The 24,730-nt window shown below is 64.3% G+C and carries 24 protein-coding genes; 15 read left to right on the top strand and 9 right to left on the bottom strand.

Annotation, left to right across the window (positions count from 1 at the left end):
• Positions 1-5: 5 nt before the first annotated feature.
• Complete coding sequence (locus tag MRBLMC3_RS11860; RefSeq protein WP_363736307.1) at positions 6-806, top strand: TIM barrel protein; 801 nt, start codon at positions 6-8, stop codon at positions 804-806.
• A 2-nt stretch (positions 807-808) separates the two neighbouring features.
• Here the strand turns inward: MRBLMC3_RS11860 and MRBLMC3_RS11855 are convergent, their stop codons facing one another.
• The gene (locus MRBLMC3_RS11855) at positions 809-1,129 is read right to left on the bottom strand and encodes a 2Fe-2S iron-sulfur cluster-binding protein (protein ID WP_133651347.1); all 321 of its coding nucleotides are present in this window, start codon (positions 1,127-1,129) and stop codon (positions 809-811) included.
• Positions 1,130-1,390: 261 nt separating this feature from the next.
• Between MRBLMC3_RS11855 and MRBLMC3_RS11850 the strand changes: the two genes are divergently transcribed.
• Together MRBLMC3_RS11850 and MRBLMC3_RS11845 are read left to right on the top strand one after the other, a co-directional pair.
• Complete coding sequence (locus MRBLMC3_RS11850; protein ID WP_363828978.1) at positions 1,391-2,404, top strand: alcohol dehydrogenase catalytic domain-containing protein; 1,014 nt, start codon at positions 1,391-1,393, stop codon at positions 2,402-2,404.
• Positions 2,404-3,570 carry a sulfotransferase family protein gene (locus MRBLMC3_RS11845; protein ID WP_363828977.1) on the top strand — a complete coding sequence of 389 codons (1,167 nt, stop codon included), beginning with the start codon at positions 2,404-2,406 and terminating at the stop codon, positions 3,568-3,570. Before MRBLMC3_RS11850 ends, MRBLMC3_RS11845 begins: the two co-directional genes overlap by 1 nt.
• A gap of 59 nt (positions 3,571-3,629) precedes the next feature.
• On the opposite strand, the gene MRBLMC3_RS11840 is transcribed toward MRBLMC3_RS11845, so the two are convergent.
• The gene (locus MRBLMC3_RS11840; RefSeq protein ID WP_363828975.1) at positions 3,630-4,859 is read right to left on the bottom strand and encodes a CaiB/BaiF CoA transferase family protein; all 1,230 of its coding nucleotides are present in this window, start codon (positions 4,857-4,859) and stop codon (positions 3,630-3,632) included.
• 184 nt (positions 4,860-5,043) lie between these two features.
• Between MRBLMC3_RS11840 and MRBLMC3_RS11835 the strand changes: the two genes are divergently transcribed.
• From MRBLMC3_RS11835 to MRBLMC3_RS11815, 5 genes are all read left to right on the top strand, one after another.
• A complete protein-coding gene (locus tag MRBLMC3_RS11835) occupies positions 5,044-5,847 on the top strand; it encodes an enoyl-CoA hydratase/isomerase family protein (protein WP_363828972.1) in 804 nt (267 codons plus the stop codon).
• Between the two features lies 1 nt (position 5,848).
• Complete coding sequence (locus MRBLMC3_RS11830) at positions 5,849-6,979, top strand: NADH:flavin oxidoreductase (RefSeq protein WP_363828970.1); 1,131 nt, start codon at positions 5,849-5,851, stop codon at positions 6,977-6,979.
• A complete protein-coding gene (locus MRBLMC3_RS11825; protein ID WP_363828968.1) occupies positions 6,976-7,530 on the top strand; it encodes a nuclear transport factor 2 family protein in 555 nt (184 codons plus the stop codon). Before MRBLMC3_RS11830 ends, MRBLMC3_RS11825 begins: the two co-directional genes overlap by 4 nt.
• A 71-nt stretch (positions 7,531-7,601) precedes the next feature.
• On the top strand, positions 7,602-8,369 hold the full coding sequence (locus MRBLMC3_RS11820; RefSeq protein ID WP_363828966.1) for an SDR family NAD(P)-dependent oxidoreductase: 768 nt from the start codon (positions 7,602-7,604) through the stop codon (positions 8,367-8,369).
• Positions 8,370-8,468: 99 nt separating this feature from the next.
• Positions 8,469-9,776, top strand: coding sequence for a DUF1214 domain-containing protein (locus MRBLMC3_RS11815; protein ID WP_363828963.1), 1,308 nt, complete (start codon positions 8,469-8,471; stop codon positions 9,774-9,776).
• Between the two features lie 61 nt (positions 9,777-9,837).
• Here the strand turns inward: MRBLMC3_RS11815 and MRBLMC3_RS11810 are convergent, their stop codons facing one another.
• Complete coding sequence (locus MRBLMC3_RS11810; protein WP_363828961.1) at positions 9,838-10,839, bottom strand: hypothetical protein; 1,002 nt, start codon at positions 10,837-10,839, stop codon at positions 9,838-9,840.
• A 76-nt stretch (positions 10,840-10,915) separates the two neighbouring features.
• Complete coding sequence (locus MRBLMC3_RS11805; protein ID WP_363828959.1) at positions 10,916-12,070, bottom strand: Gfo/Idh/MocA family protein; 1,155 nt, start codon at positions 12,068-12,070, stop codon at positions 10,916-10,918.
• 84 nt (positions 12,071-12,154) lie between these two features.
• Here MRBLMC3_RS11805 and MRBLMC3_RS11800 point away from each other — a divergent pair, with 84 nt between their 5' ends.
• Entirely contained in the window at positions 12,155-12,793 is a 639-nt protein-coding gene (locus tag MRBLMC3_RS11800) for a TetR/AcrR family transcriptional regulator (protein ID WP_363828956.1), read from the top strand.
• Between the two features lie 74 nt (positions 12,794-12,867).
• Here MRBLMC3_RS11800 and MRBLMC3_RS11795 read toward each other — a convergent pair whose 3' ends face one another.
• Entirely contained in the window at positions 12,868-14,610 is a 1,743-nt protein-coding gene (locus MRBLMC3_RS11795; RefSeq protein WP_363828954.1) for an N-acyl-D-amino-acid deacylase family protein, read from the bottom strand.
• A gap of 96 nt (positions 14,611-14,706) precedes the next feature.
• Between MRBLMC3_RS11795 and MRBLMC3_RS11790 the strand changes: the two genes are divergently transcribed.
• The 3 genes from MRBLMC3_RS11790 (at position 14,707) to MRBLMC3_RS11780 (ending at position 17,313) form a co-directional block, all read left to right on the top strand.
• Positions 14,707-15,348: a TetR/AcrR family transcriptional regulator gene (locus tag MRBLMC3_RS11790; RefSeq protein ID WP_133651334.1), complete on the top strand. Its 642-nt coding sequence runs from the start codon at positions 14,707-14,709 to the stop codon at positions 15,346-15,348.
• Positions 15,349-15,445: 97 nt separating this feature from the next.
• On the top strand, positions 15,446-16,411 hold the full coding sequence (locus MRBLMC3_RS11785) for an SDR family NAD(P)-dependent oxidoreductase (protein ID WP_363828951.1): 966 nt from the start codon (positions 15,446-15,448) through the stop codon (positions 16,409-16,411).
• Positions 16,408-17,313: an acyl-CoA thioesterase gene (locus MRBLMC3_RS11780; protein WP_363828949.1), complete on the top strand. Its 906-nt coding sequence runs from the start codon at positions 16,408-16,410 to the stop codon at positions 17,311-17,313. The genes MRBLMC3_RS11785 and MRBLMC3_RS11780 overlap by 4 nt, the downstream gene beginning before the upstream one ends.
• Before the next feature lie 10 nt (positions 17,314-17,323).
• On the opposite strand, the gene MRBLMC3_RS11775 is transcribed toward MRBLMC3_RS11780, so the two are convergent.
• Positions 17,324-18,574 carry an MFS transporter gene (locus MRBLMC3_RS11775; RefSeq protein ID WP_363828946.1) on the bottom strand — a complete coding sequence of 417 codons (1,251 nt, stop codon included), beginning with the start codon at positions 18,572-18,574 and terminating at the stop codon, positions 17,324-17,326.
• 139 nt (positions 18,575-18,713) lie between these two features.
• Between MRBLMC3_RS11775 and MRBLMC3_RS11770 the strand changes: the two genes are divergently transcribed.
• Positions 18,714-19,526, top strand: a complete 813-nt coding sequence (locus tag MRBLMC3_RS11770; protein ID WP_363828944.1) for an enoyl-CoA hydratase/isomerase family protein — start codon at positions 18,714-18,716, stop codon at positions 19,524-19,526.
• Positions 19,527-19,578: 52 nt separating this feature from the next.
• On the opposite strand, the gene MRBLMC3_RS11765 is transcribed toward MRBLMC3_RS11770, so the two are convergent.
• Positions 19,579-20,562 (bottom strand): TauD/TfdA dioxygenase family protein, encoded by a 984-nt coding sequence (locus MRBLMC3_RS11765; RefSeq protein ID WP_363828942.1) that lies wholly within the window; start codon positions 20,560-20,562, stop codon positions 19,579-19,581.
• Between the two features lie 286 nt (positions 20,563-20,848).
• Between MRBLMC3_RS11765 and MRBLMC3_RS11760 the strand changes: the two genes are divergently transcribed.
• Positions 20,849-21,955: an amidohydrolase family protein gene (locus MRBLMC3_RS11760; RefSeq protein ID WP_363828940.1), complete on the top strand. Its 1,107-nt coding sequence runs from the start codon at positions 20,849-20,851 to the stop codon at positions 21,953-21,955.
• 57 nt (positions 21,956-22,012) lie between these two features.
• Positions 22,013-22,813, top strand: coding sequence for an AAA family ATPase (locus tag MRBLMC3_RS11755; protein WP_133651328.1), 801 nt, complete (start codon positions 22,013-22,015; stop codon positions 22,811-22,813).
• 21 nt (positions 22,814-22,834) lie between these two features.
• Here the strand turns inward: MRBLMC3_RS11755 and MRBLMC3_RS11750 are convergent, their stop codons facing one another.
• Positions 22,835-23,581, bottom strand: a complete 747-nt coding sequence (locus tag MRBLMC3_RS11750) for an enoyl-CoA hydratase/isomerase family protein (RefSeq protein ID WP_133651327.1) — start codon at positions 23,579-23,581, stop codon at positions 22,835-22,837.
• On the bottom strand, positions 23,578-24,681 hold the full coding sequence (locus tag MRBLMC3_RS11745) for an epoxide hydrolase family protein (RefSeq protein WP_363828937.1): 1,104 nt from the start codon (positions 24,679-24,681) through the stop codon (positions 23,578-23,580). The genes MRBLMC3_RS11750 and MRBLMC3_RS11745 overlap by 4 nt, the downstream gene beginning before the upstream one ends.
• Positions 24,682-24,730 lie beyond the last annotated feature (49 nt).

Below are 24,730 nucleotides of genomic sequence, written 5' to 3'. Positions count from 1 at the left end.
GCGCGTTGATCCGGCTGGCGGCGCATCTGGGCATAGTCGATCCCGCGGCGCCCTTGCTTGCGGCGACGGCCGGGTCGATCGATCCGGTTGCGCAGATCGAATGCGCCGCGCGACTGGGCTTTGCCGGCATCACCGACAATGGACTGAAGCTACGCCCGCCGATGGTGCAGCAGGCCATGGGTATGGCGCTGCGCGATCATGGAATGGCGATGGGCAGTTTCACCCATAATCCGCTAGGGCTGGAGCCGCCCTTTTTCTGGGGGGCGACCATTGCGGACATGGAAGCGGCAATGGCTCCCGGCCTGGCCGCAGCGGAGCGCATTGGCGGCGGCTGCATCAACATGATCCTGCTGGATTGCGGTGCACCCCAGGCGGAACAATTGGCGCGAGCGACCGAGAATTTCGCGAGCGCCGTGACGCTGGCACGGGAACGCGGCGTCGCGCTGGCGGTCGAGGTGGCGAGCCGGGCACGCGTGCCGCAGGTGCTGGTGGAGCATGTGGACGCGGTGGCCGCCATGGCCCGATCGGCAGGCGTGGGGCTGATCCTCGACAGTTGCCATTGCCATTGTAGCGGGGAGGACATGGCGGCGATGATCCTGGCGCATGCGGACATCCTTGCCGCGGTACAGATCGCCGACATGCCCGGCCGCGTTCAGCCCGGCGCGGGCGTCATCGAATTTGCGCCGATCATGGCGGCGCTGCGCCGGATTGGCTGGACCGGCCTGGTCGAGGCGGAATTTATGCCAAAGGTGAAGGGCGTCGAGGGAGAAGCCGCCGCCATCGCCGCATTGAAAGCGATCGGCTGACTTCAACCCTGTCGTTCGGGCGTATGCACGATCAGGCCATCCAGCGCCGGGCGCAGACGGATCTGGCAGGAAAGCCGCGAATCCTCGCGCTTTCCATGCGCGAAATCCAGCATGTCCCATTCATCCTGGGACGGCGGCCCCACCATGTCGATCCATGCCGGATCGACATGGACATGGCATGTCGCGCAGGCCGCGCTGCCGCCGCATTCGCCGATGATATTCTCGACGCCCGCGCGCTTGCCGATGTCCATGACCGACTGGCCGACATCGCCGTCCAGCGTGGTGACGACGCCGGAGGGGGTGATGAAGGTGACATGGACCATGATGATTTCCCCGGCCTTGGACACATGACCGGCGTGGTGAAACGCGCGGTCCCCTTGTCTTAGGGCGTTAAGCCAGGCTGGCGCCATCGGAAAGAATCGGCGTCCGGCATCATGTCTGCGATCCCTCCGGCGCGCTCTTGCGCCAGCCTTGCCGCTGCGGGCAGGTTCGGCCGGAGGCCGACATTTTCAAAGCCGATAGCTTGTTAATTTAGATACCCGTTAGTATCTATATAACGTGGCACAAGATTTTGGGAGAGAGCGATGCGGGCAGCGATATTCAAGGGCGCTGGTACGCCGTTAGTCGTCGAAAACGTGGCGGATCCCGAACCCGGCGAGGGCGAGGCGGTGATCAAGGTGACGCGTTGCGGCGTCTGCGGCACGGATCTGAGCATGACATCCGGCAAGGGCAATGATTTCCCCGTCAACAGCGTCATCGGCCATGAATATTGCGGCGAGGTCGTCGCCCTGGGCAAGGGCGTCGAAAGGCTGAAGGTCGGCCAGTTCGTCACCGCGATGCCGGTCGCCGGCTGCGGCCGTTGTCCGCCCTGCCTTGCCGGCTATCCGATGGCCTGCGCGCAGATGCAGGGACTTGTCGGCGGTTTCGGCGAATATATGCGGATCGCCGCCGCAAGTTCGGTGCTGTTGCCCGAAACCCTGACGCCTGCCGATGGCGCGCTGATCGAGCCTCTGGCCGTCGGCCTGCGCGGCGTGCGGCTGGCGCAGATGCAGCCGGGGGCGAAGGTCGCGGTGCTGGGTGCCGGATCGATCGGCCTTGCCGTCATCTACTGGGCGCGCCTGCTGGGCGCTGGGAAGATCGTGGCCATTTCCCGCTCCGCGCGACGCGCCGATCTGGCGATCCAGATGGGCGCCAACAGTTTCGAGGCACTGGGCGAGGGCGAAATGGAACGCGTCTCCGCTGCCCTGGGAGGTATGCCTGACATCGTGCTGGAATGCGTCGGCGCGGTCGGCATGACGCAGAAGGCGGTAGAGCTGGTCGCCCCCGGCGGGACAGTCGTGTCGCTGGGCTTCTGCTCCTCGCCCGATCCGATCCTGCCTTCGCTCGCCACATGGAAGCAGGTCACGATCAAATTCTCCTTCGCCTATGACCTGCGCGAATTCGAACATAGCGCCAATGCACTGGACGCCGGGCATGTCGAGCCGCGCCTGATGGTGTCGAGGACGGTGGGCCTGGACGCCTTTCCCGACCTGTTCGAACAATTGCGGGCGGGCGCCAACGAGACCAAGATTCACGTCGATCCGTGGAGCGTCGCCTGATGAGCAGCGAAGCCGTTTTGCAGGACCAGCCGCAACTGACCCTCGATGTCCTGCTGGCTGGCTCGACGGCCCGCACCGGCCTCAGCGACTTTGGCGACCCTGCTTTCCGGGAAGGGCTGGACCTGCTGCTGTCCGACATCCGCGCGCTGGACCTGGAACCTGCCTGCGTGCAGGCGACCGCATGGCGCATCGGTCAGTCGCTCGATACCCGCGCCTTGGCCGTCAAGGGGCTGAAGGCGCGGCCGGAGGTGCTGGAGACGCCGATCAGGGAACCGATCATCATCGCCGGCCTGGTCCGTTCGGGTACGACCGCGCTGCACCTGCTGATGTCGCTCGATCCGCAATTCCAGGGACCGGAACATTGGCTGACCGTCTACCCCATGCCCCGCCCGCCGCGGGACAGCTGGGACGCCATTGCCGAATACCGGACCGAAAAGGCGTCGCTCGACGCCTATCTGGAGGCGTCGCCGGAATCGGCCGACGACCATATGATGACGGCGGAAGGGATCGAGGAATCCCTGTTCATCCTGGGCTCCAGCTTCGCCAGCAACATGTGGCCGTCCATGTGGGACGTGCCGAATTACGACCGCTGGTACCGGGGCCGGGACGACACCGACAGCTATCGCTGGCTTGCCGACGTGCTGCGCCTGATCGGCGCAGGGGACGATCGCCGGTGGCTGCTCAAGAATCCCACGGATCTCTTTTCCCTGCAGGAGGTGCTGAACGTCTTTCCGGACGCGAAGATCATCCAGACCCACCGTGACCCGGTGGATTCGACGCCCTCCGTCAGCAACCTTATCTTCTCGGCGCGCAGGGCCTTTTGCGGCGACAAGGCGAACCGCGCCGATGTCGGACGGCGGGAAGCGGAGATGTGGGCGCAGGCGCTGGAACGTGCCGAAGCGGTGCGGGCGAAAAGCGACGCCACTTTCATCGATGTCGAGTTTCGCGACTTCACGCGTGACCAGATGAGCACGATCCGCTCCATCTATGATCGCCTCGGCCTGACGCTGACGGCCGAAACCGAAGGCGCGATGCAGGCCTGGCTCGATGCGCATCCCCACAGGCCCGGCACCGGGCCCAAGCACAGCCCGGAGGATTTCGGCCTGACCCGCGCGGGGCTGGAGGAACGGTTCGCCGCCTATCGATCGCGGCGCGGCTATATCTGAAGGGCGCGCGCAGCGACCGCTTGATGGGCCGGTCGCTGCGCCGTCGTTCCGGCAGGTTTTCAGATGATCCCGTCTTCGGCCAGCCCGTCGATCGCGGCCGCGTCCAGCCCCAGTTCCTGTGCCAGCACCTCCCGCGTATGTTCCCCAAGCATCGGCGGGGCGCGATAGTCGGTGATCGGCGTTTCGGAAAAATTGAGCGGACTGCGGATCACGTCGAGATCGGACTTCAGCGGATGCGGCGCGCGCACGCGCAATCCCCGATGCACGGCCTGCGGATAATCGAACACCTGCTCCAGATCATTGATCGGCCCGCTGGGAATGCCGGCCGCGCCCAGCTTCTCCAGCCAGTAATCGACGCTGTTCGTCTGGAAGATCGCGTTGAACACCTCGGTGATTTCGTCCCGGTTCTTCACCCGTTCGACATTGGTGTAGAAACGGGGATCGTCCTTCAGTTCGGGATGACCGACCGCGTCGCACAGCGCGAGATACTGCTTGTCGTTGCCCGACGTGATCATGATGGCGCCGTCGCTGCACGGGAACATGCTGGTCGGCATGCCGCCATTGCCCTGGGTGCCCCGGCGCACCGGCACCTCGCCCGAAGTCAGGTAGATCTGCGCATAATGCGACAGCGCCGACACGCCGCAATCCAGCAGGGCGATGTCGATATACTGGCCCTCGCCGCCAGCGGCGTCGCGATGATACAGGGCGGCCAATATGGCATTGGCGACGTTCAGCCCGGTGAACAGGTCGATGATGCTGGGGCCGACCTTCATCGGTCCGGCGCCCGGCTTGCCCTCCGGCACGCCGGTGACGCTCATGAGGCCGCACTCGCCCTGGAACACCGCGTCATAGCCTGGCTTTCCCGCCAGCGGCCCGTCCTGGCCATAGCCGGTGACGGAGCAGTAGATGATGCGGGGATTGACGGCCTTCAGGCTTTCATAGTCGAGGCCATAGCGCTTGAGATCGCCGACCTTGTAATTCTCCATCACCACGTCGCAGGACTTGACGAGTTCGCGGATCAGTTCCTGCCCCTTCGCGCTGGCGATGTTGAGGGCGACCGATCGCTTGTTGCGGTTGACGGACATGTAGAAGGCATTTTCCCGCGTCGGCTTCCCCTGCGCATCGCGCAGATAGGGTTCGCCGAAAATGCGGGCATCGTCGCCCACGACCGGGCGTTCGATCTTGATCACATCCGCGCCCATGTCGGCCAGGACCTGCGACCCGAACGGCCCCGCCAGAACGCGGGTCAGGTCAAGCACGCGGATCTTTTCAAGGGGCAGTCTGGCCATGGATCACCTTGCTGAAAATAGCATTTTCCCATGCCACCTGAGGGTATGATGACAAGATCGGACCATGCCTGTTCACAACCATGATATGCTTTCCAAAGAAGGCCGTCGGGGGTTCCGCAGCCCTCGTGTTTTGGTCGACTATGGTCCACAGCCGGGCGGAATGAAAGAAAAGGACGGGAGTCAGATGGGCGACATCTTGCGCGACATGCCGGTCGAGGGCGTCTGCAGACTGACGCTTAACCGGCCCGATGCCCTCAATTCACTCACCTACACCATGTATGCGGAGCTGATCGACCATCTGGAGGGCGTGCGCTACGACCATGATGTGCGGGTGGTCATTCTGACCGGCGCGGGGCGGGGTTTCTGCGCGGGCCACGACATCAGGGGGGCGGGCAAGCCCGAATGGGTCGCCGAAGGGCTGGGCAAGGCGCAGTTCCAGCAACGCGTCATGGCGAAGCTGGGGCAGATCCCGGTCCTGATGCGCGCCCTGCCGCAACCTGTGATCTGCGCGGTGAACGGGGTCACGGCCGGTGCCGGCTATCCGATCGCGATCGCCGCCGACATGACCATCGCGGCGCGCTCCGCCAAGTTCGTCAATGCCTTCCACAATGCCGGAACCGGGCATGAAATGGGCTTTTCCTACCTGCTTCCGCGCCTCGTCGGCCTTCAACGGGCCGCAGAGCTGATGCTGACCGGCCGTCCCGTCATGGCGGATGAGGCCGAGCGCATCGGCCTCATCCTGCGCTGCGTCGACGATGATGCCCTGATGGAGGAGGCGCTCAAGCTGGCCGAGGCGGTGATGGTCAACAGCCCGATCGGCATTGCCCTCACCAAGAGCTCGCTCCAGTTCAATGTCGATGCGCCTGGGCTGGAAGCCGCCATCGAGATGGAGAACCGCGCCATCTTCATGAGCCAGTCGACGGCCGACTCCGCGGAAAAGCGGACCGCCTTCATCGAAAAGCGCAGGCCCTTGTTCAAGGGACAGTGAGATGAGCCTCATCGATCCCCTGCTCCGCCCCCTCACGCTGCGCGGCCTGACGCTGCCCAACCGCGTGGTGATGGCGCCGATGACCCGTTATCGCTCCCCGTTCGGCGTGCCGACGGAGGAGGTGGCGAGCTATTATGGCCGCCGCGCCGCGACGGGACTGGGTGCGATCCTGACCGAAGGCGTGGCGCTGCCCCATTATGCCGCGGTCGATCATCCCGACATACCGCGCATCGACGGTGTCGAGGTTCTGGCCGGCTGGCGCAGGGTGGTGGAGGCCGTGCATGATGCGGGCGGGCGCATCATCCCCCAGCTCTGGCATCAGGGGCCGATGTGGAATGTCGAATATGCCGGCACCGGAACCGGCAATCCGATGCGGCCGTCGGGACTGTGGGGGCCGCCGGACGGCGTGATCTCCTTCCGCGAGGAAGGACGGGTGGAGAGCCTGTCCCCTGTCCCGCCGATGAGCGAAAGCGATATTGCCGACGTCATCGCCGCATACCGCCAGGCCGCGCGCAATGCGGTGGCGCTGGGCGTCGACGGCATCGCGATCCATGGCGCGCACGGCTATCTGATCGACAGTTTCCTGTGGGACTACACCAACCGGCGCGAAGACCAGTGGGGCGAGCGGGCGGCCTTCGGCGTGGCGGTGGTGAAGGCGATCCGCGCGGAGATCGGAGAGGACATGCCGATCGTCCTGCGCTTCTCCCAGTTCAAGATGCAGGATTATCGCGCCGTGCTTGCGGACACGCCTGACGGCCTTGGTGCGTTGCTTGGGCCGCTGGCGGACGCGGGCGTCGATCTGTTCGATGCCAGCCAGCGTTATTTCGACACGCCGACGTTCGAAGGATCGCCGCTCAACCTCGCGGGCTGGGCCAGGAAGCTGACCGGCAAGGCATCGATGACCGTCGGCGGCGTGGCGCTGGACAAGGCGCGGGGCAAGGCGCAGCATATCGATGCCAGCCAGCAGTCGGTGAACAACCTGCCGCTGCTGATCGAACGGTTCGAAAAGGGCGAGTTCGACCTGGTCGGCGTCGGCCGGGCGCTCCTCAACGATCCCGACTGGTTCGGCAAGGCGAAGCGGGACGAACCCTTCCTGCCGTTCGACCCCGCCAATCTGGAGCGATTGGCATGAATGACCTGGAAGCGCGGATCGACCGGCTGGAATCGCTGGCGGCGATCCAGCAGCTTCCGATACGCTATGCGATCGCGGTGGACAGCCGCGACATGGATGGCTGGGTCAATCTGTTCATTCCCGACGTCCATTGCGGACGGCGCGGCAATGGACGCGATGTCCTGAAGTCGATCATCACGCCGGCGGTCAGGACATTCTATCGCTCGGTTCACCAGATTTGCGGGCACCGGATAGAGTTCGACGATGCCGATCATGCGCATGGCGTGGTCTATTGCCGGGCCGAGCATGAGGATGAGGGCAAATGGGTGGTCATGGCGATCGCCTATTTCGACAGCTATGAACGGCGCGACGGCGAATGGCTTTTCGTCCGCCGCCGGGAAAAGCACTGGTATTCTGCGGACTGGCAGGAGCGGCCGGCGGCGCCCTTCACGGGTTGGGCCGGCCATGACAATCCACCCGATCTTCCGCAGGATTTCGACAGTTGGGCGTCCTTCTGGGCGGATATGGACGGGCAGGAGATCAGCCGCCTGACCGACCAGCCGGCGCATTGACGGGCGGTCAAGCAGGCCGGCCAGGATAGATGGGCCAGGATAGTCAGGCCAAGAGAAACAGGAGAGCGAGGATGGGCGACAGGCGGCGTTTCGAGGGGCGATCGGTTTTCATCACCGGCGCCGGATCGGGCATTGGCGAGGCGACGGCCCATGCCTTTGCAGAGGAAGGCGCGAAGGTCACGATCGCGGAGCTTGACCCGGCCAAGGGTGAGGCGGTGCGCGATGCCATTCGGGCCCAGGGTGGCACGGCGCTTTTCGTCGCCACCGACGCCACGGACGAAGCCTCGGTCAAGGCCGCGATCGCGGCTGCAAACGAGGCGCATGGTCCCATCGTCCACGCCTTCAACAATATCGGCATGTCGCGTCCAGGCAGCATCGAGGAGATGAGCCTGGAGGACTGGAACTGGACGATCAGCATTTCCCTGACCAGCACCTTCCTGGCGATGAAATATGAGATCCCGGTAATGAGGGCCAATGGCGGGGGCACGATCGTCAACACCGCCTCCATGGCCGCGCGTCTCTACACGCCGTCCGCGCCCTGTTCCTATGCCGCGGCGAAGGCGGGCGTCATCCATCTCAGCCATCATGCGAGCTGCGCCTATGCGGACGACAATATCCGGGTGAACAGCGTATTGCCGGGATTGACCGCCACGCCGCAGATCGCATCCATGTTCACGGCGGAGGAGCAGGCCGAGATCGCCGGTGAAAACCAGGTGATCCGCCGCGCCGTTGCGCCGCGCGAGATCGCCAACGCGGTGCTGTTCCTGTCCAGCGACGAGGCCAGCATGATCACCGGCCGCGGGATAGAGGTGTCGGGCGGCCGCAGGCACGGAAGCTGAGCCGGGCCCGCCTGCGCCCTGCGGCTCGCCCAACGGCCGGGACGCGGCCGGTACGCGGTCGCGTGCGGGCCGCATGAAGCGACGATATGGAGAAGGAGAGTGCCCGATGACGAAGCCAACGATCATGACCTGTCGCGACGGGGCCTGCTGGGCAGCGCGCTCTGCATATCCGTCGCCGGCCGGCCGGCCCGTGCATGGGGCGCGACCATGAACGGCGGCGCCGCGACCGCAGCCGCGCTCAGAAACTGGAGCGCCTATGTCGACCTTCTGAAACCGGCCGGCAGGCTCAACGATCTCACGGGTTTTCCGCAGGATGACCAGATCCGCGCCGAACTCTATCGCCAGTTGGTGATGAATATCGCGCAATCCTATATCTGGTATTTCCAGTCCACGCCCGAACATCCCGACTGGATGCCGTTCGAAAACAGTATTTTCCTGCTCCAGCCCAATCCTGACGCTATTTACCATATCGCTCCGGTCAGTGGCGACGGCGTCTACAGGATCAGCGGCTATCGAGGAACCAACAAGGTCATGGGCTTCGCCGTCGGGCGGGGCATGTTCGGAACGCAGGATCCCCGTCCGGGCTTCAACAATTATGATGCCGACGGCCTGACCCTGGGCAAGGACGGCTATTTCGAGGTGATATTCAGCACGGAAAGGCCAAAGGACTGGACCGGCGACTGGCGTTATCTCGATCCCCAGGCCGGCGACATCATGATCCGCCAGTTCGCCTATGACTGGGGCGTCGACGTGGACGCGCGCTTCGCCATAGAACGACTGGACAAGCCGCCGCTCAAACCCCGGCTGACGCGGGAGGAAATTGCCGCACGGCTCGATGCGATCCTGGGCGGATTCGTGGAACGCTTCTCCCGCATCTGCATCGGTTATCAGAACAAGGTCATCCAGGACCTGGGTCTGAACGTCATGGAACTTTCGGGCTTCGAAGATCTGGGCAATAGCGGCGAATGGCCGCAAAAATATTTCCGGTGCATATACGACTATCAGCCGGGCGAAGCGCTTGTCCTCGAAACCGAACTGCCTGAGACCTGCAAATATTGGAACGTGCAGTTGAACGATGAACTCTGGAACCAGATAGAATTCGGCTATCGCCAGAGCAGCCTGAACGCGATGCAGGCCAGGCTCGACAGCGACGGCAAGTTCCGCGCCGTGATCGCACTGGAGGATCCGGGGGTCGCCAACTGGCTGGACAGCGGTGGCCATGGCCGCGGCATGCTGGTGGGCCGCTGGCACGGGGCGGACAGCTATCCGATGCCGACGATCAGGAAGGTGCCGCTGTCCGAACTCGCCAGTCACCTGCCCGGCGACACCCCCCGCGTGACGCCCGCCGAACGGGAAGCCACGTTGCGCAAGCGCAATCTGGGCCTGCAGATGCGCAGACGCTGGTAGGAAATATCCGGCATCCCCACCGCAGGGGATGCCGGATATTTCCGCTGTCGGCAGCGACCGTTCAGCGCGGTTCGTCTTGCGCGGCGGCAACCATGCGCGACCAGTCGTTCAGGCGCCGCCACAATATCTCGCGCGTCGAAGCGAAATTGTGCATGTGCGCCATGCGCGGCACGATGTAGAGCGAGACGTCGCGGGAAGCGGAATAGGCCGCCGGCTCCCGATAGGGCTCCGGGCACGTATCCCGCTCGCCATCGCCCACAAGCACCGGCACCGTGATGCGGGCGGCATCTTCCGCGAAGGCGCCGGGCAGCATCATCTGCACCGCGCAATGCGGGATGGTGAGGCTGCCATAGATCGGCGTGGTCTGCCGGATCGGATATCCGCCCTTCATGTCGTCGTCCAGGATGTCGGCGGGCACGTCTTCCCAGTGGAATGGATAGACATAATCGACGCCCTCATGGTCGTGCTCGATATGGCTTTTGACCTCACCGCTCGCCACCTTGTCGAAACGGCGTATGCCATGTTCGAAAGCGGCCTTGTCGCGCTGCGGCAGGACGGTGTGAATGGCGCTGACGCCAAAGGGCGCGATCGCGTCGAACGTTGCGAAACGGCCCTGCGTCAATATGCTGACGCCACCGCCCATGGACTGCCCCATCCCCACCAGGAAAAGCGACGACAGGCGGGGAAAGCCCTGCGCCGCCGTACCCTCGATCAGGGAAGCCGCAATCTGCTTCACGCAGGAATCATGCGTCGCGGCCATCGTCTGGAAATCGATCTTCGACAGATCGGGCATGCTGCTTTCGCCAACGCCCACATGATCGATCGCGACGTGGATCATGCCGTGGCGGGCCTGCCATTCCGCCTCGTCATAGCCTTCATGACGATCGAAATTCATCATGAAATAGTGGCGCGAATATCCGCCACCCGGACAGGCGAAGATCGCGACCGGCCGGTCCGGCATGGCCGACGGATCGGGCAGGGTCAGCGTCACGGCCATTTCGACCTTGTCCCCCAAATGCGGTGCGGCCGCCGTGACATCGATACGCTTGTCTATTCTCAGCATGGATTCTCTCCCGATATTATCCCGCGGCACAGGATCGGTTGTTCATATGGTCGTGATGGTGTGGCGCCGGTGCGGCTCACCCCATTTCCTGCATCGTGACCCAACGCCTTTCGGCATTGGCCCGCTCGACTGCCTCGACCACGCGGTGCACGGCTGCGGCCTCGGTAAAGCTGGGCGATCCTTCCGTTCCGTGGTGAATGGCATCGACCATATTCCGGAACATCCAGTCCATGGCAGCGAAGGCGCGCGGTTCCGCCGTTGCGCCTTCGACGCCGGGAATGGCGTAGACTGCATCGTCCACCGTCACCTCCTCGCAGGTCCGCTGGCCATAGGTCAGCAGCCGCGCGTCGCCGGCATAGAGCTTGGCCGACGGAAAATTGCCGAAACTGTCGTCGACCAGCAGCAGCCGGCCCCTGTCGCCCCACACTTCCACGCGCCATCCTTCGGTGTCGGGCACGCACCATCCCGCCTGCAGGCTGCCGATCGCGCCATTTTCCATGCGCAGCACCGCGCTGCCCAGGTCGTGCGTTTCCGGGCGCAACACTTCGCCATTGGGCAGGAACCATTCGGGCACGCCGGTCGTCAACATGCCGGTCGCCTCCGCCACTGGGCCGATCAGATGCGTCAGGAACAGCAGCGAATGAGTCGCGAAATTGCGCCAGGCGCTGCCGCCGCTGCTCTTTTCCGCCAGCCAGTAATATGGGTCGGTATGCTCCGAATAGGCGCAATAGGCATAGGGTTTGTCGTTGGCGACGATCAGCGGCAACATGAGCTGCACGTTGAAGCCAAGCGGGCGGCCAATGAAACCTTCATCAATCATGCGCTTCATCTTCTGCGCATGCGGGGACCATCGGAACTGCGCGTCGACGACGCCGACGACCCCGGCCGCCTTTTGCGCGTCGCGCATCGCTTCGGCGTCGGACAGGCTGACCGCGAAGGGCAGGGCGTCATAGACATGCTTGCCGTTCTTCAGCGCGGCCATGACCATGGGAAAGCGGAAGGACGGCCGCGTGCCGACATCGATGATGTGCAGGTCCGGATCGGCCGACATTTCCTCATGGTTCCAATAGGCCTTGGGGATGTCATATTCGCGTGCGGCCCGCTCCGCCGTTTCCTGCCTGGATGTGCAGATGGCGGCGACTTCCACGCCCTCGATCCGGCGCCAGGCCGCGCCATGCACCTTGAGGCTCCAGTTGGCGCTGATGATCCCGACCTTGAGTGTATCCGCCATTGCCCTGCACCTTCATTCCGTTCTAATTGAACCAATCTGTCCAATTAAAATGGGGCCTGCGCAAGCAGGAAGGGGATCAGGAATATGATGATTGCGCGGCACGCCTCCCGTCGACGCGGTCGACCCACGGCCGACGAGGCGCAAGCGCGGGAGCAGGCCATCATGGAGGCTGCCGGGGCGCTGTTCGAGCAGCGTGGTTTTGCCGGCGTGACCATGGCGGAAGTGGCGCGCCGCGCCCGCATCAGCAAGACGACGCTCTATGCCCGCTATGCTGACAAGCCTGCCCTGTTTCGCGCGATCTGCAGCTATGCCTGCCGCGTCCCGGCGCACCGCTTCGCTGCGGTCGCGACAGAGGGGCGCGATCCGATCGACGTGCTCGCCGACTTTGCCGTCGCGATTGCCGAAGCGACTGCCGATCCCGCCGCCGATCGATTCCTCCGCCTCGTGATTTTCGAGGCCGGCCGCTTCCCTGAACTGGCGCGGCAGATCCTGCTGGAAAGCCGCGACGTGGCCGCGCCGCTGGTCCTCTGGCTGGAGGAGCTGGCGCGGGAGGGGCGGCTTGCCAGTCACGACCCGGCCCTGCTCGCGCGGCAATTCGGCGCGCTTGTCACCGGCGGCCATGATGGCCTGCTGCAATGTTCCGAACGGGAGTCGGGGGAACGGATCGCATCGGCGATGGCGTTGCTGACGCCGCTGTTCCGCAATGAAAAAGACCGACAATGAAAAAGACCGGCACGGATAACCGTGCCGGTCTTCTGGCATGTCTGCGCGCCCCTTATCCGCGCCGACACTCCATCTCAGGCGATTTCATGCTGCCTGGCCTGCGCGGTCGCCGGAGCGCCGCGTACACCACGCACCAGGCGGCCCGGAAGCGCGTCGGTCGCCTCGCCGTTGCGATAGGTCACGGCTCCGCTGACGAGGGTCGCGACATAACCCTTGGACTTTTGCGACAGCCGCTTGCCGCCTGCCGGAAGGTCCGCGATCACCTGCGGCCGGTGCAGGATCATGTTGGGCAGGTCCAGGACATTGATGTCCGCCTTGTACCCAACGCTGAGGACGCCGCGATCGCGCAGGCCCACGGAGTTTGCCGGCTGGCTAGTCAGCGCCTTGACCGCGGTGGGCAGGTCCAGCCCATCCCGGCCCAGCCGCCCAGTCAGCAGGTAGGTGGTATAGGCCGCGTCGCAGATCATGCCGTAATGCGCGCCGCCATCGCCCAGGGCGACGATCATATTGTCCTGCCCGATCAGGTCGCGACTCTTGGCCAGATATTCCGGCACGTCCGACGAATAGGAACACAGGATCGCGCGTCCTTCATCCTCCAGCAGCGCATCGTAGATCATCTCGCGCGGGTTGACGCCGCGCCGCGCCGCCTCCGCCTGGATGCTGTCTTCCGCCGCGAAATTATAATCGGCCGGATCGCCGATGCGGAACAGGGCGCTGATCGACTTGATCAGCCCGACGAAAGCGGGGTTGGGATCGTCCGGTTCCTCCGCGATCAGGCGCGCGCGAAGTTCGGGATCGCGCATGCGCGCCACCTTTTCCTCCAGGGGCAGCTTCGCCAGCGGACGGTAGCTGGGATTGAGCGAGAAGGGATGATAGCTGAGGTCCAGCCCATACATCACCCCCATCGGGCGCGGCATGAACTGGCAGCGTATGGCAAGACCGTCCTCCGCCGCCTGGCGCACGCCCGCGACATAGCCGTCCCAATTTTCCGGCCGGGTCGGCATGGCGATCAGGCTGAACGTCACGGGGACGCCCGCCTCCCGCGCGATGGTGCGGAAGATCTTCAGCTCTACCTCGGCATCATTGTCCAGATTGGGATTGCACTGGAAGGTGCCCGCGCCCGCATCCTTCAGACCCTCTGCCAGGGCCAGCACCTCGTCCAGTTCGGTCGTGACGGAGGGCGCGAGCTCGCCGGAACGGAAGCGGTGGAAAAGGTTGCGCGAACTGGCGACGCCCAGCGCGCCGGCCTTTACCGCCTCGCTGACGCAGCGGCGCATCTCGACCAGATCCTCCAGCGTCGGCGGTTCCAGATTGGCGCCCCGCTCGCCCATGACGAACACGCGCAGCGGGCTGTGCGGGATCTGCGTCGCGAAATCGACGTCGGACACGCGCTGTTCCAGCGCATCCAGATATTCGGGGAAGCTGTTCCAGTTGAACGGCACGCCTGCGGCCATGACGACTTCGGGGATGTCCTCGACGCCCTCCATCAGCTTGATCATCAATTGATGGTCGCCATCGCGCACCGGCGCGAATCCCACGCCGCAATTGCCCATCACCACGGTCGTGACGCCGTGATTGGATGAAGGGGCCATGCGGTTTTCCCAGGTGATCTGGCCGTCATAATGAGTGTGAACATCGACGAAGCCCGGCGTCACGGTCAGGCCGCGCGCATCGATTTCCTCGCGCGCCGACGCATCGATCGCGCCGATCTGCGTGATGATGCCATCCTTCACGCCGATATCGGCGACATAAGGCTGGGCTCCGGTGCCGTCCACGATTGTGCCGCCGCGGATCACCACATCGAATTGACTGCTCATGCCTCTCCTTTCAGAATCGCCGCAACGGAGTCGCGGAGATAAATAGTATGTGCTATTTATAGCATCCGCGAAGACAGGACAATGGCTTAATGACGCATGCATGACATTTCCGATCGGTCGACTGAGGTCATTGCGCGCCGCCGCCGCGCGCGGCGCTCCACGGCGGAAATCCGCGCGCTCATCCTCGATGCCGCCCGTGCCGTTTTTGCGGAGCGGGGTTTTTCCGGTGCGACCACGCGCCATATCGCTGCGCGCGCGGAAGTGTCGGAACCGCTGATCTTCAACAATTTCGGCAGCAAGGAGGCGCTGTTCACCGAAGCGGTGATAGAGCCTTTCAATGCCCGTTTCCGGGAATTCCTGGCCTTCAGCGATACCCTGCCGCCTGACCGGGAAGAACGCAGCATGCGTTATGTCCAGGCGCTCTACCCCTTTCTGCGCGACCATGCCGACCTGCTCCTGGCAATGGTCAAGTCCAGGGGGGACGTGGATCTGGCGGCCATTCATGGAATGGATGACTATTTCGCCCGGGCCGTGGCCCGGATCCGTTCGCAATATCAGCAGGCCGGACTGGAATTCGACGTGCCGCCGGAACTGATGGTTCGCTATGGCTTCGGCATGCTGGCAGGTTCGGTGCTGCTCGGCGACTGGTTCTTCCCCGAGGGCGGGCCGGATACGGACGTGGAGGAAGGCGTGCTGGCACGAATGCTTTTCAAGGCCAGCGAACCCAGGAAGGATTAGCTCTCCGTCCATCGATCCATCACATGGCCGAAATTCCATCGCCCGGCTTGGCGGAATGCCGGGCGGCCGCCATGGTCGCGCCCAAAAGGAGGCGCGGATGGCGATTGATTTCAGTGGGCAGGTGGCCGTGGTCACGGGTGCTGGCGGCGCACTCGGTTCGGCCTTCTGCCGGGAACTGGCGCGCCGGGGCGCGGCGGTGGTCGCCAATGATCTGGGCGGCGATCCGACGGGACAGGGCGGTTCCACCGGCTATGCGGACGCGGTCGTCGACGAACTTGCCGGGATGGGCGCCCGCGCGATCGCGAACTACGACACCGTCGCGACGGAGGCCGGGGGCCGGGCCATCATCGATGCCGCGCTGGACGCCTTCGGACGGGTGGACATCGTCATCTCCAACGCCGGGAACCAGCGCAACGGCGCCTTCGGCGCATTGAGCGAGGAGGATCTCGAATCCGTATTGGCGGTCCATCTGAAGGGCGCCTTCAACATATGCCAGCCCGCCTATCGCGCCATGACCCGCCAGGGCTATGGCCGGATCGTTCTGGTGAGTTCGCAATCGGGCGTGTTCGGCAATCCCTATCGCGCCAATTACGGCGCCGCCAAGACCGCGTTGATCGGCCTGATGAACGTCATCGCGCAGGAGGCGCCGGCCGGGATCGCCGTCAATACCCTGTTCCCCAACGCGCAGGGCGGCCGGCTGGGCGGCACGCCGATCGATCAGCGCCCGGACGTCGATTTCCTCAAGGCCGCCGGCGCGCGCACCCGCCATTTCATCGAGGGCATGAAGCCGGAATTCGTCGCCGCCCTGGCCTGTTACATGGCCAGTCGGGACTGCGCCTCCTCCCAGCACATGTATTCGGTGCTGGGCGGCAAATATTCGCGACTGTTCGTCGGCCTGACCCGCGGATGGTACAGCCCCGGCCCGGATGCGCCCGACTGTGACGACATCGCTGCCCATATTGGCCAGATTGACGATCGCGCCGACTATGACGTGCCGTTGAGCGGCCTGGACGAGATGGACACGGTGCTGGCGGCGCGGCGCGCCCTGGGGCTGGATGGGTGATCGCGGTGGACGCCCCCGTGGACAGGGATGACCATGCGCCGACGCGCGAACCGATTTCCAACGTCCTCGACGTGACGCAGTCCGGCCCCGACCGTTTCATCGGATCGGCCGGGGCGAGGAATCATATCGGATCGGTATTTGGCGGTCGCTTGCTCGCCCAGTCCCTGCTTTCGGCGATGAAGACGGTGGAGGCGCTGCCGGCCAGTTCGTTCCACGCCTATTTCCTGGCCGCCGGCCGCACCGACATGCCGATCGACTATCAGGTGACGCGCCTGCGCGACAGCCGTCGTTTCGCCAACCGCCTGATCACCGCCCGTCAGGATGGGCAGACGATTTTCACGATGATGGCCGAATTCCACGCGGCGGAGGATGGCTTCGTCCATCAGGACGCATCGATGCCCCTCGTGCCGCCGCCCGAAGAAGTGGCCTCGATCCAGCATTTCGTCCGCGAACGGGCGGGGGAACTGGCGCGGGCGGTCACCCATAATTTCGCGGCGGCGCTGGTCATAGAGATGCGCCCGATCGCACCGGAAAGCTACTTGCTGGCACGCCCTGCCGAGGCGGCGCGATCCTTCTGGTTCCGGCAGTCGGGGGCCGCCGCCGTCGACGATGCCCGGCTGCAGCAATGCCTGCTCGCCTTCGCCAGCGATTACTGGCTGGGCGGTGCATCGGCCATTCCGCATTTCCTGCCCACCAACAGCGGCGAATTCCTGATCACCAGCATGGATCATTCGATGTGGTTCCACCGCCCCGCCCGTTGCGAGGAGTGGATGTTGCATCAGACGTCCAGCCCCTCGGCCAGCGACGGGCTCGGCCTTTCCAGGGGTCAGATTTTCGACCGCGACGGCCGTCTCGTCGCCTCGACGGCGCAGGAATGCCTGTTGCGCCGATTGCGTGGTTGAGGCGGGCGGCTCACTCCGGCTGGTCGCCCTCCGGGTAGCGGCCCATCATCAGGTAGAACAGGGCCGCCAGGAAGAAACTGCCTGAACAGGCCATCAACGCAATGTCGTAGCCGCCGAAATGATCATAGGCCATGCCGATCAGGCTGGCGCCCATCGCAACGCCCAGCGCAATGCCCAGGGTCGACAGGCTGTAGATGGTGGCATAGCTGCGCAGCCCGAAATAGCGCGCGATCATGAAGGCCACGATATCGATCTCCGCGCCCTGGCCAAGCCCGATCATCAATACCGCGCCATAGAAAAGCGCGGGCGGCACGTCGTGCTGGAGCAGCAGCAGGCAGCCGATGGCAGGCGCGAAGTTGAGGACGAACGCGACTGCCGGAGCCCAGAAACGATCGACCAGAACGCCACTGAGCAAGGCCCCCATGGCTGCCGCTGCCCCCATGACCGACACGGCACCGACCGCGGCCAGGGCATCAAGACCCTTCTCCACCGCCAGAGGCTTCATCTGGGAAAGCAGCGCCACCACCGGCACATAGTTCAGGACGGAGGCCGCGATCAGGATGCGGACCTTCCCATTGGCCAACAGGGACAGGGCGCTGTCCGCGGGCGGAAGCGATCCGCGACCGGACCGCAACTCCATGGCGCGGGAGGGCACCCAGAACCAGATGAGAGGCAGGGCGACCAGAAGGATGAAGGCGGCAAGCAGCAGATAGCCGCCTGCCGTACCGAAGCGCAGCACCACGGGATAGAGCGCCATCGGCATCAATCCCCCCGCGACCGCCAGACCGGACCGGCCAATGGCCAGAGCCGTTCCCCGCGTCCGCTCGAACGCGCCGCTCAGGATGCGGGTGACGGTGATGCCGGTCGTTGCCATGCCGACCAGCGCAAAGCCGAAATGCACCACATAGAAATAGCCGAGCGACCCCCTCATCGAAGCGAGCAGGCCATAGCCGATGGCGGTCATCAGCAGGCCCGCCGACAATATCGGCCTGACCCCGTAACGATCGGTCATCCGGCCGATGACCGGCGCGATGAAGGCGATGATCAGGCCGAAGCTGTGAACGAAGGCTATGTCGCCGCGGGACCAGCCGAATTGCTGTTGCAGGGGCTCCACGAACAGGCTGGATACCGCCGGGTACAGGGAATAGCCCAGCGATCCTGCGAACAATGCCGCAACGCCCGGACGCCAGGCGCGCCCCCATTCCTGCGCGACAAGGCGCAACTGGGATGCTCCGGCGGCGGGGGGCTGGTGCTGGCTCATGCCCCTGTTTCTGCGCGAAAGCGCGTGATGGGAACAGCCGCCCCTCTTTTCTACGCATATGTGTAGGGAACGCATCTTCCGCTTGCCAATGTGGCGGCGGCGGTCGCACCTTCGCGAAGAGGTCGGTCAGGAGAGGGTGATGGTCGAGGAAGATATTGTCGTTGAGCGGCCGGGACAGGATGACGGCATCGTGCTGCTGACGCTCAACCGGCCCGCGCGGATGAACGCCCTGCTTCGCGAGACTGTCGCGCATTTCAACGGATTGCTGGACGAACTGGCGGCCGATCCCACGTGCCGGGCGGTGATCATCACTGGCGCCGGGCGCGGCTTCTGTTCTGGCCAGGACCTTGCCGCATCCAATCAGCGCAACCAGACGGGCGCCAGCGGCGTCATCGAGAAACTGCACTGGCAGCAGCAGTTCGCCGGCATGGGCGGACGCATCCGGGCCATGCCGAAGCTGGTGATCGCGGCCGTCAACGGCCCGGCCGTGGGCGCGGGCATGGCGATCGCGCTCAGCGCCGACGTGCGGATCGCGACCCCTGCCGCGAAATTTCTGGTGGCGGCGGTGCGGATCGGCCTGACCGGCGGCGAAAGCGGCATTTCCTATCTGCTGCCCCGCATGATCGGCGCCGCCCGCGCCTTCGACATCCTGCTGACCGGCCGCGCGATCGAGGCTGGGGAGGCCGAACGCATCGGCCTGGTCCGTTCGCTTTCGGAGCCGCAGTCGCTGATCGACGACAGCATCGCCTATGCGCGCTCCGTCCTTGCCAACAGCCCCTATTCCGTCGCCCATACCAAGGCGTTGATGTGGGCCAATCTGGACGCCGGCAGCTATGACGCCGCGATACAGGCGGAAAACCGCACCCAGATATTGGGCACGATGACAGAGGATTACAGGGAGGCGACCGCCGCCTTCATGGAAAAGCGGCCGCCCCGCTTCTCGGGACGATAGGGCCGGGGGTCCCGGCCGCCGCCTGATGCAGGCGGCCGGGCGCCACGCGCCGTCAGTCGACGATCCGCTTCACCGCCCGGTTGCGGTCCAGCGTGGGGTCGAGATAGCGGCCCACCGCATAGTCGCCCATGATCGTGGTGCGGCGGGCGCTGCGCGGCACGTTCAGCGGCACGCCCTCGGCATGGTGGATCATCCGCCAATTGTCCCACACCAGCATGTCGTTCCGCTGCCAGTCGTGGAAATAGGCATATCGCTCGTCGGTCAGATGAGCCGCCAGTTCGGCCAGCAGTGCATCGCTTTCGGCCCGATCCATGCCCAGAATATACTGCGCCTGCAATGGCGAGATCTTGAGTGCCTTGCGGCCCGTTTCCCTTTGCGTGATGACCATCGGATGGACCACGGGCGGGAAATCATATTTCGCCCCGCTCGATGGCTTGGCGCGCGGCAGGGCGCGCAGGTCCGCGGGCACGCCATATTTGCACTCCAGGAAGTCGGTCACGAAATGATAGACGACTTCCATGCCATCGATCTTCTCCTTCATCTCGGGCGACAGCCGTTCATAGGCCTCGATCGCATCGATGAACCCCGTCCGGCCAAGCTGCGTGGCCGGCTGTTCCATGCGCAGCACGGCGCCGCGCACGATGGTCGGCATGAAGCTCTGGTCCCAGTGCCAGGGAATATAGCCCGCCCGGTCATGGCCGCCGAAATTATAATCGGTCTGGAACCGGGGCTTGTCGTCCGCGGGATCATGTTTCAGCGTCATCATGAACTGGTTGTTGGGATCGTTCATGTCCGCCGTGGCGGCCGGTTCCATATCGCCGAACAGACGGCTCAGGCGCATCTGCGCTTCATCGTCGGCCTTCGGATCGCGGACCAGCAGCAGTCCCGCCTCGATCCATATGTCGCGAATGGCCTCGGCCGTGGCATCGTCCACCGGACGCGAAAGATCGACACCGATGATCTCCGCACCGAAACCGGGGCTGAGCGCGCGGACCTTGATCCCGGCTTTTTCCCGAACCTCGTTTTCCTTCAGCATTATCCTCTCCTCGCATATGCCGCCGGGCCGTGATGGCGGACCAGTGCGATCATGCTAAACCTTATCGGTCGCCTGTATAATCGGGCAATTTACGAAAAAACCATTCAGGATCATTGAACAATGATCTTGGGGGGACTTGGGGCAACTCATCAGAAATCTGATGACATCGTTCCGGGTCCTCCGGCACCGGCGCCTATTGCTTCCTCCATGCTATAAGGGCTGCCAAGGCGGGGTAGCGGACGGCGGCCCTGTGTCGGACGATGTCCCCAGGAAGGAATGGAAAAGGATGAACAGTTTTACCGCGACCCCATGGCCCAAGGACCGTGTGATGCCGGCCAGAAGCTGGGAAAGGCCCGCCGGCATGCGCGTCATTTCCAGCGACGATCATCTGATCGAGGAGCCGGGGCTGTGGGAAAACCGGCTGAAGGGCGCGGACAAGGATCGCGCGCCCAGATATTGGAAGGACGAGACAGGATTCCATCTGGAAGTCGACGGGCAAAATTACGACGTGCCCGGCCTGCCGCCGACCTTCCCCGAAGGACGCGAGGGTTTCTGGGACGTGCAGCAGCGCCTGGTCGACATGGATGCGGAGGGCATTGACGCCGCCATCATCTATCATGGCCGTCTCAACAGCCTGATCCGCATGCCGGACAAGGAATTCTGGTTCCGCTGCGTCGATGTCTGCAACGAATGGGCGGCGGAATGGAAGGAAGCCGCGCCGGACCGGCTGTACCCGGTCGCGCTGCTGCCGACCTTCCTGTGGCCGGAACGGACGAAGGACTATCTCCAGAAACTGAAGCAGCTCGGCTACAAGGCGATCGACATTCCGGTCAGTCCCAAGGGCGTGCGCTACAACAGCAAGGACATGGACCCGTTCTGGGAAGCGATCCAGGACAGCGGCTTCCCCGTGTCCTTCCACATCGGCGCCTATCTGCAATATAGCGGCCGGGGATCGCTGGGCGCGAACCTGAACGCCAATCTGATGCCCTTCACCGGGCTGTTCGGGCAGTTGGTCTTCTCCGGCGTGTTCGACCGTTTCCCCGGCCTGCGCGTGGTCTTCACCGAAGGCGGCGCGAGCTGGGTGCCCGGCACTCTGGAAAATGCCGACAAGGTCGCGCGCGATTATGCGACCGAATTGCGGCCCAAGCTGGCGCAGAAGCCGAGCTGGTACTGGCATAATCACTGTTACACCACCTTCATGGAAGACGATGTCGCGATGGAGAATATCGCGCGCATCGGCGACGGCCGGGTGATGTGGTCGACCGACTATCCGCACCCGGAAGGCGTGATGGGCAGCAGCGACGTGATCATGAAGCGCATTTTCGATACGGTTGGCGAACCCGCCGCGCGCAAGGTACTGGGTGACACAGCAGCCCAGCTCTGGGGCATCTGACAGAAACAGGGGCCCGGTGGCGACGGCGACCGGGCCGGGAAACGGACTTGCCCCATCATGTCGCTTGAGGAGATCGTTGCAGGGGCCATCGCGCAGCGGGCGGCGATGACCAGGCGACGACCGATCATCGTCGGCATCTGCGGTGCGCAGGGCAGCGGCAAGTCCACGCTGGCGGCTGCGCTGTGCCGCCGCCTGGACCGTGCGGTGACGCTGTCGCTCGACGATCTCTATCTGACGCGCCAGGACCGGGAAAGGCTGGCGCGCGACGTCCACCCCCTGCTTCGGACGCGCGGCGTGCCGGGCACGCATGATATCCCGCTGGGGATCCGCCTGCTCGACTCCATCGGATCGGGGAAGGACGTGGCTCTCCCGCGCTTCGACAAGGCGCGGGACGACCGATCGCCTCCGTCGGAGTGGCCAGTCGCCCCGGCCGATACGCAGGTGGTGCTCCTTGAAGGATGGTGCGTCGGCGCGATGCCCGAAGACGAAGCCGCGCTCCAGCATCCCGTCAACGCCCTGGAATCGGCGGAAGACCCGTCAGGAACCTGGCGATCGTTCGTGAACAGGGCGCTGGCCGGTCCCTATCAGCCATTGTTCGACCATATCGATTTTCTGGTGCTGCTCGCTGCGCCGGGCTGGGATGTGGTCGCCACCTGGCGAATGCAGCAGGAACAGGCGCTCAGGCTATCCGGCGCTGCCGGTCCGGGCGTCATGGACGATGCGCAGCTCATCCGGTTCATCAGCCACTATGAACGCCTGACACGCCACATTCTCGATGAAATGCCCGGCCGCGCCGATCTGCTGATCCAACTGGACGAACAGCGAGCGCCCCTGGCCGTGCGATTGAAGGAAGAATAGGACCTGGGCGAACCGCGGGCGTCATGACGGCTTGCCGGAACTCCAACTCATCGCTCCTTCGGCCTTGCGCCTTCGCAAAGTCTCCGCTTCGATCTCCAGCGCGCCGGCCAGCGTCGTCTCCGTTCCTTTATCGATGACGCTCTTGGACATGCGGATCAGCGCGGGATCATGCGCCGCGATCGCCTCTGCGATCTGCACCGCCCTGGGCAGCAGTTGTTCCGCCGGCAAAAGCTCATTCACCAGGCCCACGCGCAACGCCGTGGCGGCGTCGATGGGCTGGCAGCTCAGCATCATCTGGCGAGCAAAGCGCGCGCCCACCGCGCGGGGAAGGCGCGACCCCATACCACTGCCCGACAATGCGCCGATCTTCGCATGGGTATCGGCAAAGCGGGCATCATCGCTGGCCAATATGAAGTCGCAGCCCAGCGCCAGCTCCAGGCCGCCAGTATAGGCCGCACCGCCAACCGCGGCGATGATCGGCTTGCCCAGATGCGGCACGCGCTGGATCAGGGCTGTCACGGACTGGCGCGGCGCATCGGGGGCGGAGAAGGTCTTGAGGTCCAATCCAGCGCAAAAGGCGGGCGGCGTCCCGGTCAGCACGGCGACCCGCCAGCGGTCTTCCTGCACGAAAGCGTCGAACGCCGCATTCATGGCGTCGAGCAGCACGAGATCGATCGCATTGCGCTGCGCCGGCCGGTTCATCGTCAGCAGCAATATGCCTTCGCCGACTTCCTCCCTCCAAAGCACATCATTCAGCTTGGCGTTCATATCCGGCTCTCGAAAAATTCGATGACATCCTGCGCGAACGCCCGGGGTTCTTCCATTGCGGCGAAGTGGCCGCCCGCCTCCATCTTCGTCATGCGCGCCACATTATACTGCCGTTCAGCCAGCGCCCGGCTGGGCATCGGATAGAATTCGCCGGGGAAATGAGCGAGCGCCGTGGGAACCGGCACCGGGCCGGGCGCCAGTGCGTCGCCATGCAGCCCATAATACATCCAGATCGAGGACATCACATTGTCGGTGACAAGATAGCTCATGAGGTTGGTGATCAGGTGATCCTTGCTGAAACGGCTTTCTATGTGGCCCTTGGTATCGCCCCAGCGCCAGAATTTCTCGACCACCCACGCCGCCCAGCCGACCGGATTGTCATGCAGGGCAAGGCCGATCGTCTGCGGCTTGGTGGCATGTTCGTGATGATAACCGCTTTCCGCCTCCGTCACTGCGCGCACCTGCGTCCAATAGTCGAGCAATTCTGCGTCGGCATCGGCATCCGGTGACGGCGCCATGAAGAAATTGAGATGGATAGCCGGCACCACATCGGCGTGGCTGATGCCCAATTGCGTTGTCACAGCGGATCCCCAGTCGCCCCCCTGCGCGAAAAAGCGCTCATAACCGAGTATGTCGACCATCAATGTCCGCCACATGGCTGCAACGCGCGCCGGCCCGATGGGGCGGGGCGGGCGGCCCGACCAGCCATATCCGGGTAGGGAGGGAATGACGACGGAAAATCCGGCCTCGACCAGCAGCGGCATCGCGTCCTGAAACTCCACTACCGACCCCGGCCATCCGTGCGTTAACAGGATCGGCGGCTTTCGGGCGTCGCTGCCCTGCACATGGTAGAAGTGGATGGGAATACCCTCCACCTCCGCCATGAACTGCGGCCAGCGATTGAGTTTCTGCTCCTCCGCGCGCCAGTCATATGTCGAGCGCCAATAATCGACCAGTTCGGCCAGATATCGCGCATCCATGCCATATTTCCACTGGTCGGGATCGTCGGGCATATAGCCGATCCGGCTACATGCCAGCCTGTGTCCGATATGATCGAGCACAGCCTGCGGCACATCGATGCGAAAGGGGGTAGGGGTCAACGCGCCTCTCCTGATGATCGCCATTTCATAATCCCTCCCTTGCTTCACC

This window comes from Sphingobium sp. LMC3-1-1.1, from assembly GCF_040676285.1.
Taxonomy (GTDB): Bacteria; Pseudomonadota; Alphaproteobacteria; order Sphingomonadales; family Sphingomonadaceae; genus Sphingobium.
The sequence above is the reverse complement of the archived record's forward strand: the minus strand, read 5'-3'. Positions and strand labels throughout refer to the sequence as shown.

What these genes read in the sequence shown, in the direction of transcription:
- MRBLMC3_RS11855 (WP_133651347.1), bottom strand. Translation starts at nt 1,129, where the DNA reads ATGGTCCATGTCACCTTCATCACCCCCTCCGGCGTCGTCACCACGCTG.
- MRBLMC3_RS11850 (WP_363828978.1), top strand. Translation starts at nt 1,391, where the DNA reads ATGCGGGCAGCGATATTCAAGGGCGCTGGTACGCCGTTAGTCGTCGAA.
- MRBLMC3_RS11845 (WP_363828977.1), top strand. Translation starts at nt 2,404, where the DNA reads ATGAGCAGCGAAGCCGTTTTGCAGGACCAGCCGCAACTGACCCTCGAT.
- MRBLMC3_RS11840 (WP_363828975.1), bottom strand. Translation starts at nt 4,859, where the DNA reads ATGGCCAGACTGCCCCTTGAAAAGATCCGCGTGCTTGACCTGACCCGC.
- MRBLMC3_RS11835 (WP_363828972.1), top strand. Translation starts at nt 5,044, where the DNA reads ATGGGCGACATCTTGCGCGACATGCCGGTCGAGGGCGTCTGCAGACTG.
- MRBLMC3_RS11830 (WP_363828970.1), top strand. Translation starts at nt 5,849, where the DNA reads ATGAGCCTCATCGATCCCCTGCTCCGCCCCCTCACGCTGCGCGGCCTG.
- MRBLMC3_RS11825 (WP_363828968.1), top strand. Translation starts at nt 6,976, where the DNA reads ATGAATGACCTGGAAGCGCGGATCGACCGGCTGGAATCGCTGGCGGCG.
- MRBLMC3_RS11820 (WP_363828966.1), top strand. Translation starts at nt 7,602, where the DNA reads ATGGGCGACAGGCGGCGTTTCGAGGGGCGATCGGTTTTCATCACCGGC.
- MRBLMC3_RS11810 (WP_363828961.1), bottom strand. Translation starts at nt 10,839, where the DNA reads ATGCTGAGAATAGACAAGCGTATCGATGTCACGGCGGCCGCACCGCAT.
- MRBLMC3_RS11805 (WP_363828959.1), bottom strand. Translation starts at nt 12,070, where the DNA reads ATGGCGGATACACTCAAGGTCGGGATCATCAGCGCCAACTGGAGCCTC.
- MRBLMC3_RS11800 (WP_363828956.1), top strand. Translation starts at nt 12,155, where the DNA reads ATGATGATTGCGCGGCACGCCTCCCGTCGACGCGGTCGACCCACGGCC.
- MRBLMC3_RS11795 (WP_363828954.1), bottom strand. Translation starts at nt 14,610, where the DNA reads ATGAGCAGTCAATTCGATGTGGTGATCCGCGGCGGCACAATCGTGGAC.
- MRBLMC3_RS11790 (WP_133651334.1), top strand. Translation starts at nt 14,707, where the DNA reads ATGCATGACATTTCCGATCGGTCGACTGAGGTCATTGCGCGCCGCCGC.
- MRBLMC3_RS11785 (WP_363828951.1), top strand. Translation starts at nt 15,446, where the DNA reads ATGGCGATTGATTTCAGTGGGCAGGTGGCCGTGGTCACGGGTGCTGGC.
- MRBLMC3_RS11775 (WP_363828946.1), bottom strand. Translation starts at nt 18,574, where the DNA reads ATGAGCCAGCACCAGCCCCCCGCCGCCGGAGCATCCCAGTTGCGCCTT.
- MRBLMC3_RS11770 (WP_363828944.1), top strand. Translation starts at nt 18,714, where the DNA reads ATGGTCGAGGAAGATATTGTCGTTGAGCGGCCGGGACAGGATGACGGC.
- MRBLMC3_RS11765 (WP_363828942.1), bottom strand. Translation starts at nt 20,562, where the DNA reads ATGCTGAAGGAAAACGAGGTTCGGGAAAAAGCCGGGATCAAGGTCCGC.
- MRBLMC3_RS11760 (WP_363828940.1), top strand. Translation starts at nt 20,849, where the DNA reads ATGAACAGTTTTACCGCGACCCCATGGCCCAAGGACCGTGTGATGCCG.
- MRBLMC3_RS11755 (WP_133651328.1), top strand. Translation starts at nt 22,013, where the DNA reads ATGTCGCTTGAGGAGATCGTTGCAGGGGCCATCGCGCAGCGGGCGGCG.
- MRBLMC3_RS11750 (WP_133651327.1), bottom strand. Translation starts at nt 23,581, where the DNA reads ATGAACGCCAAGCTGAATGATGTGCTTTGGAGGGAGGAAGTCGGCGAA.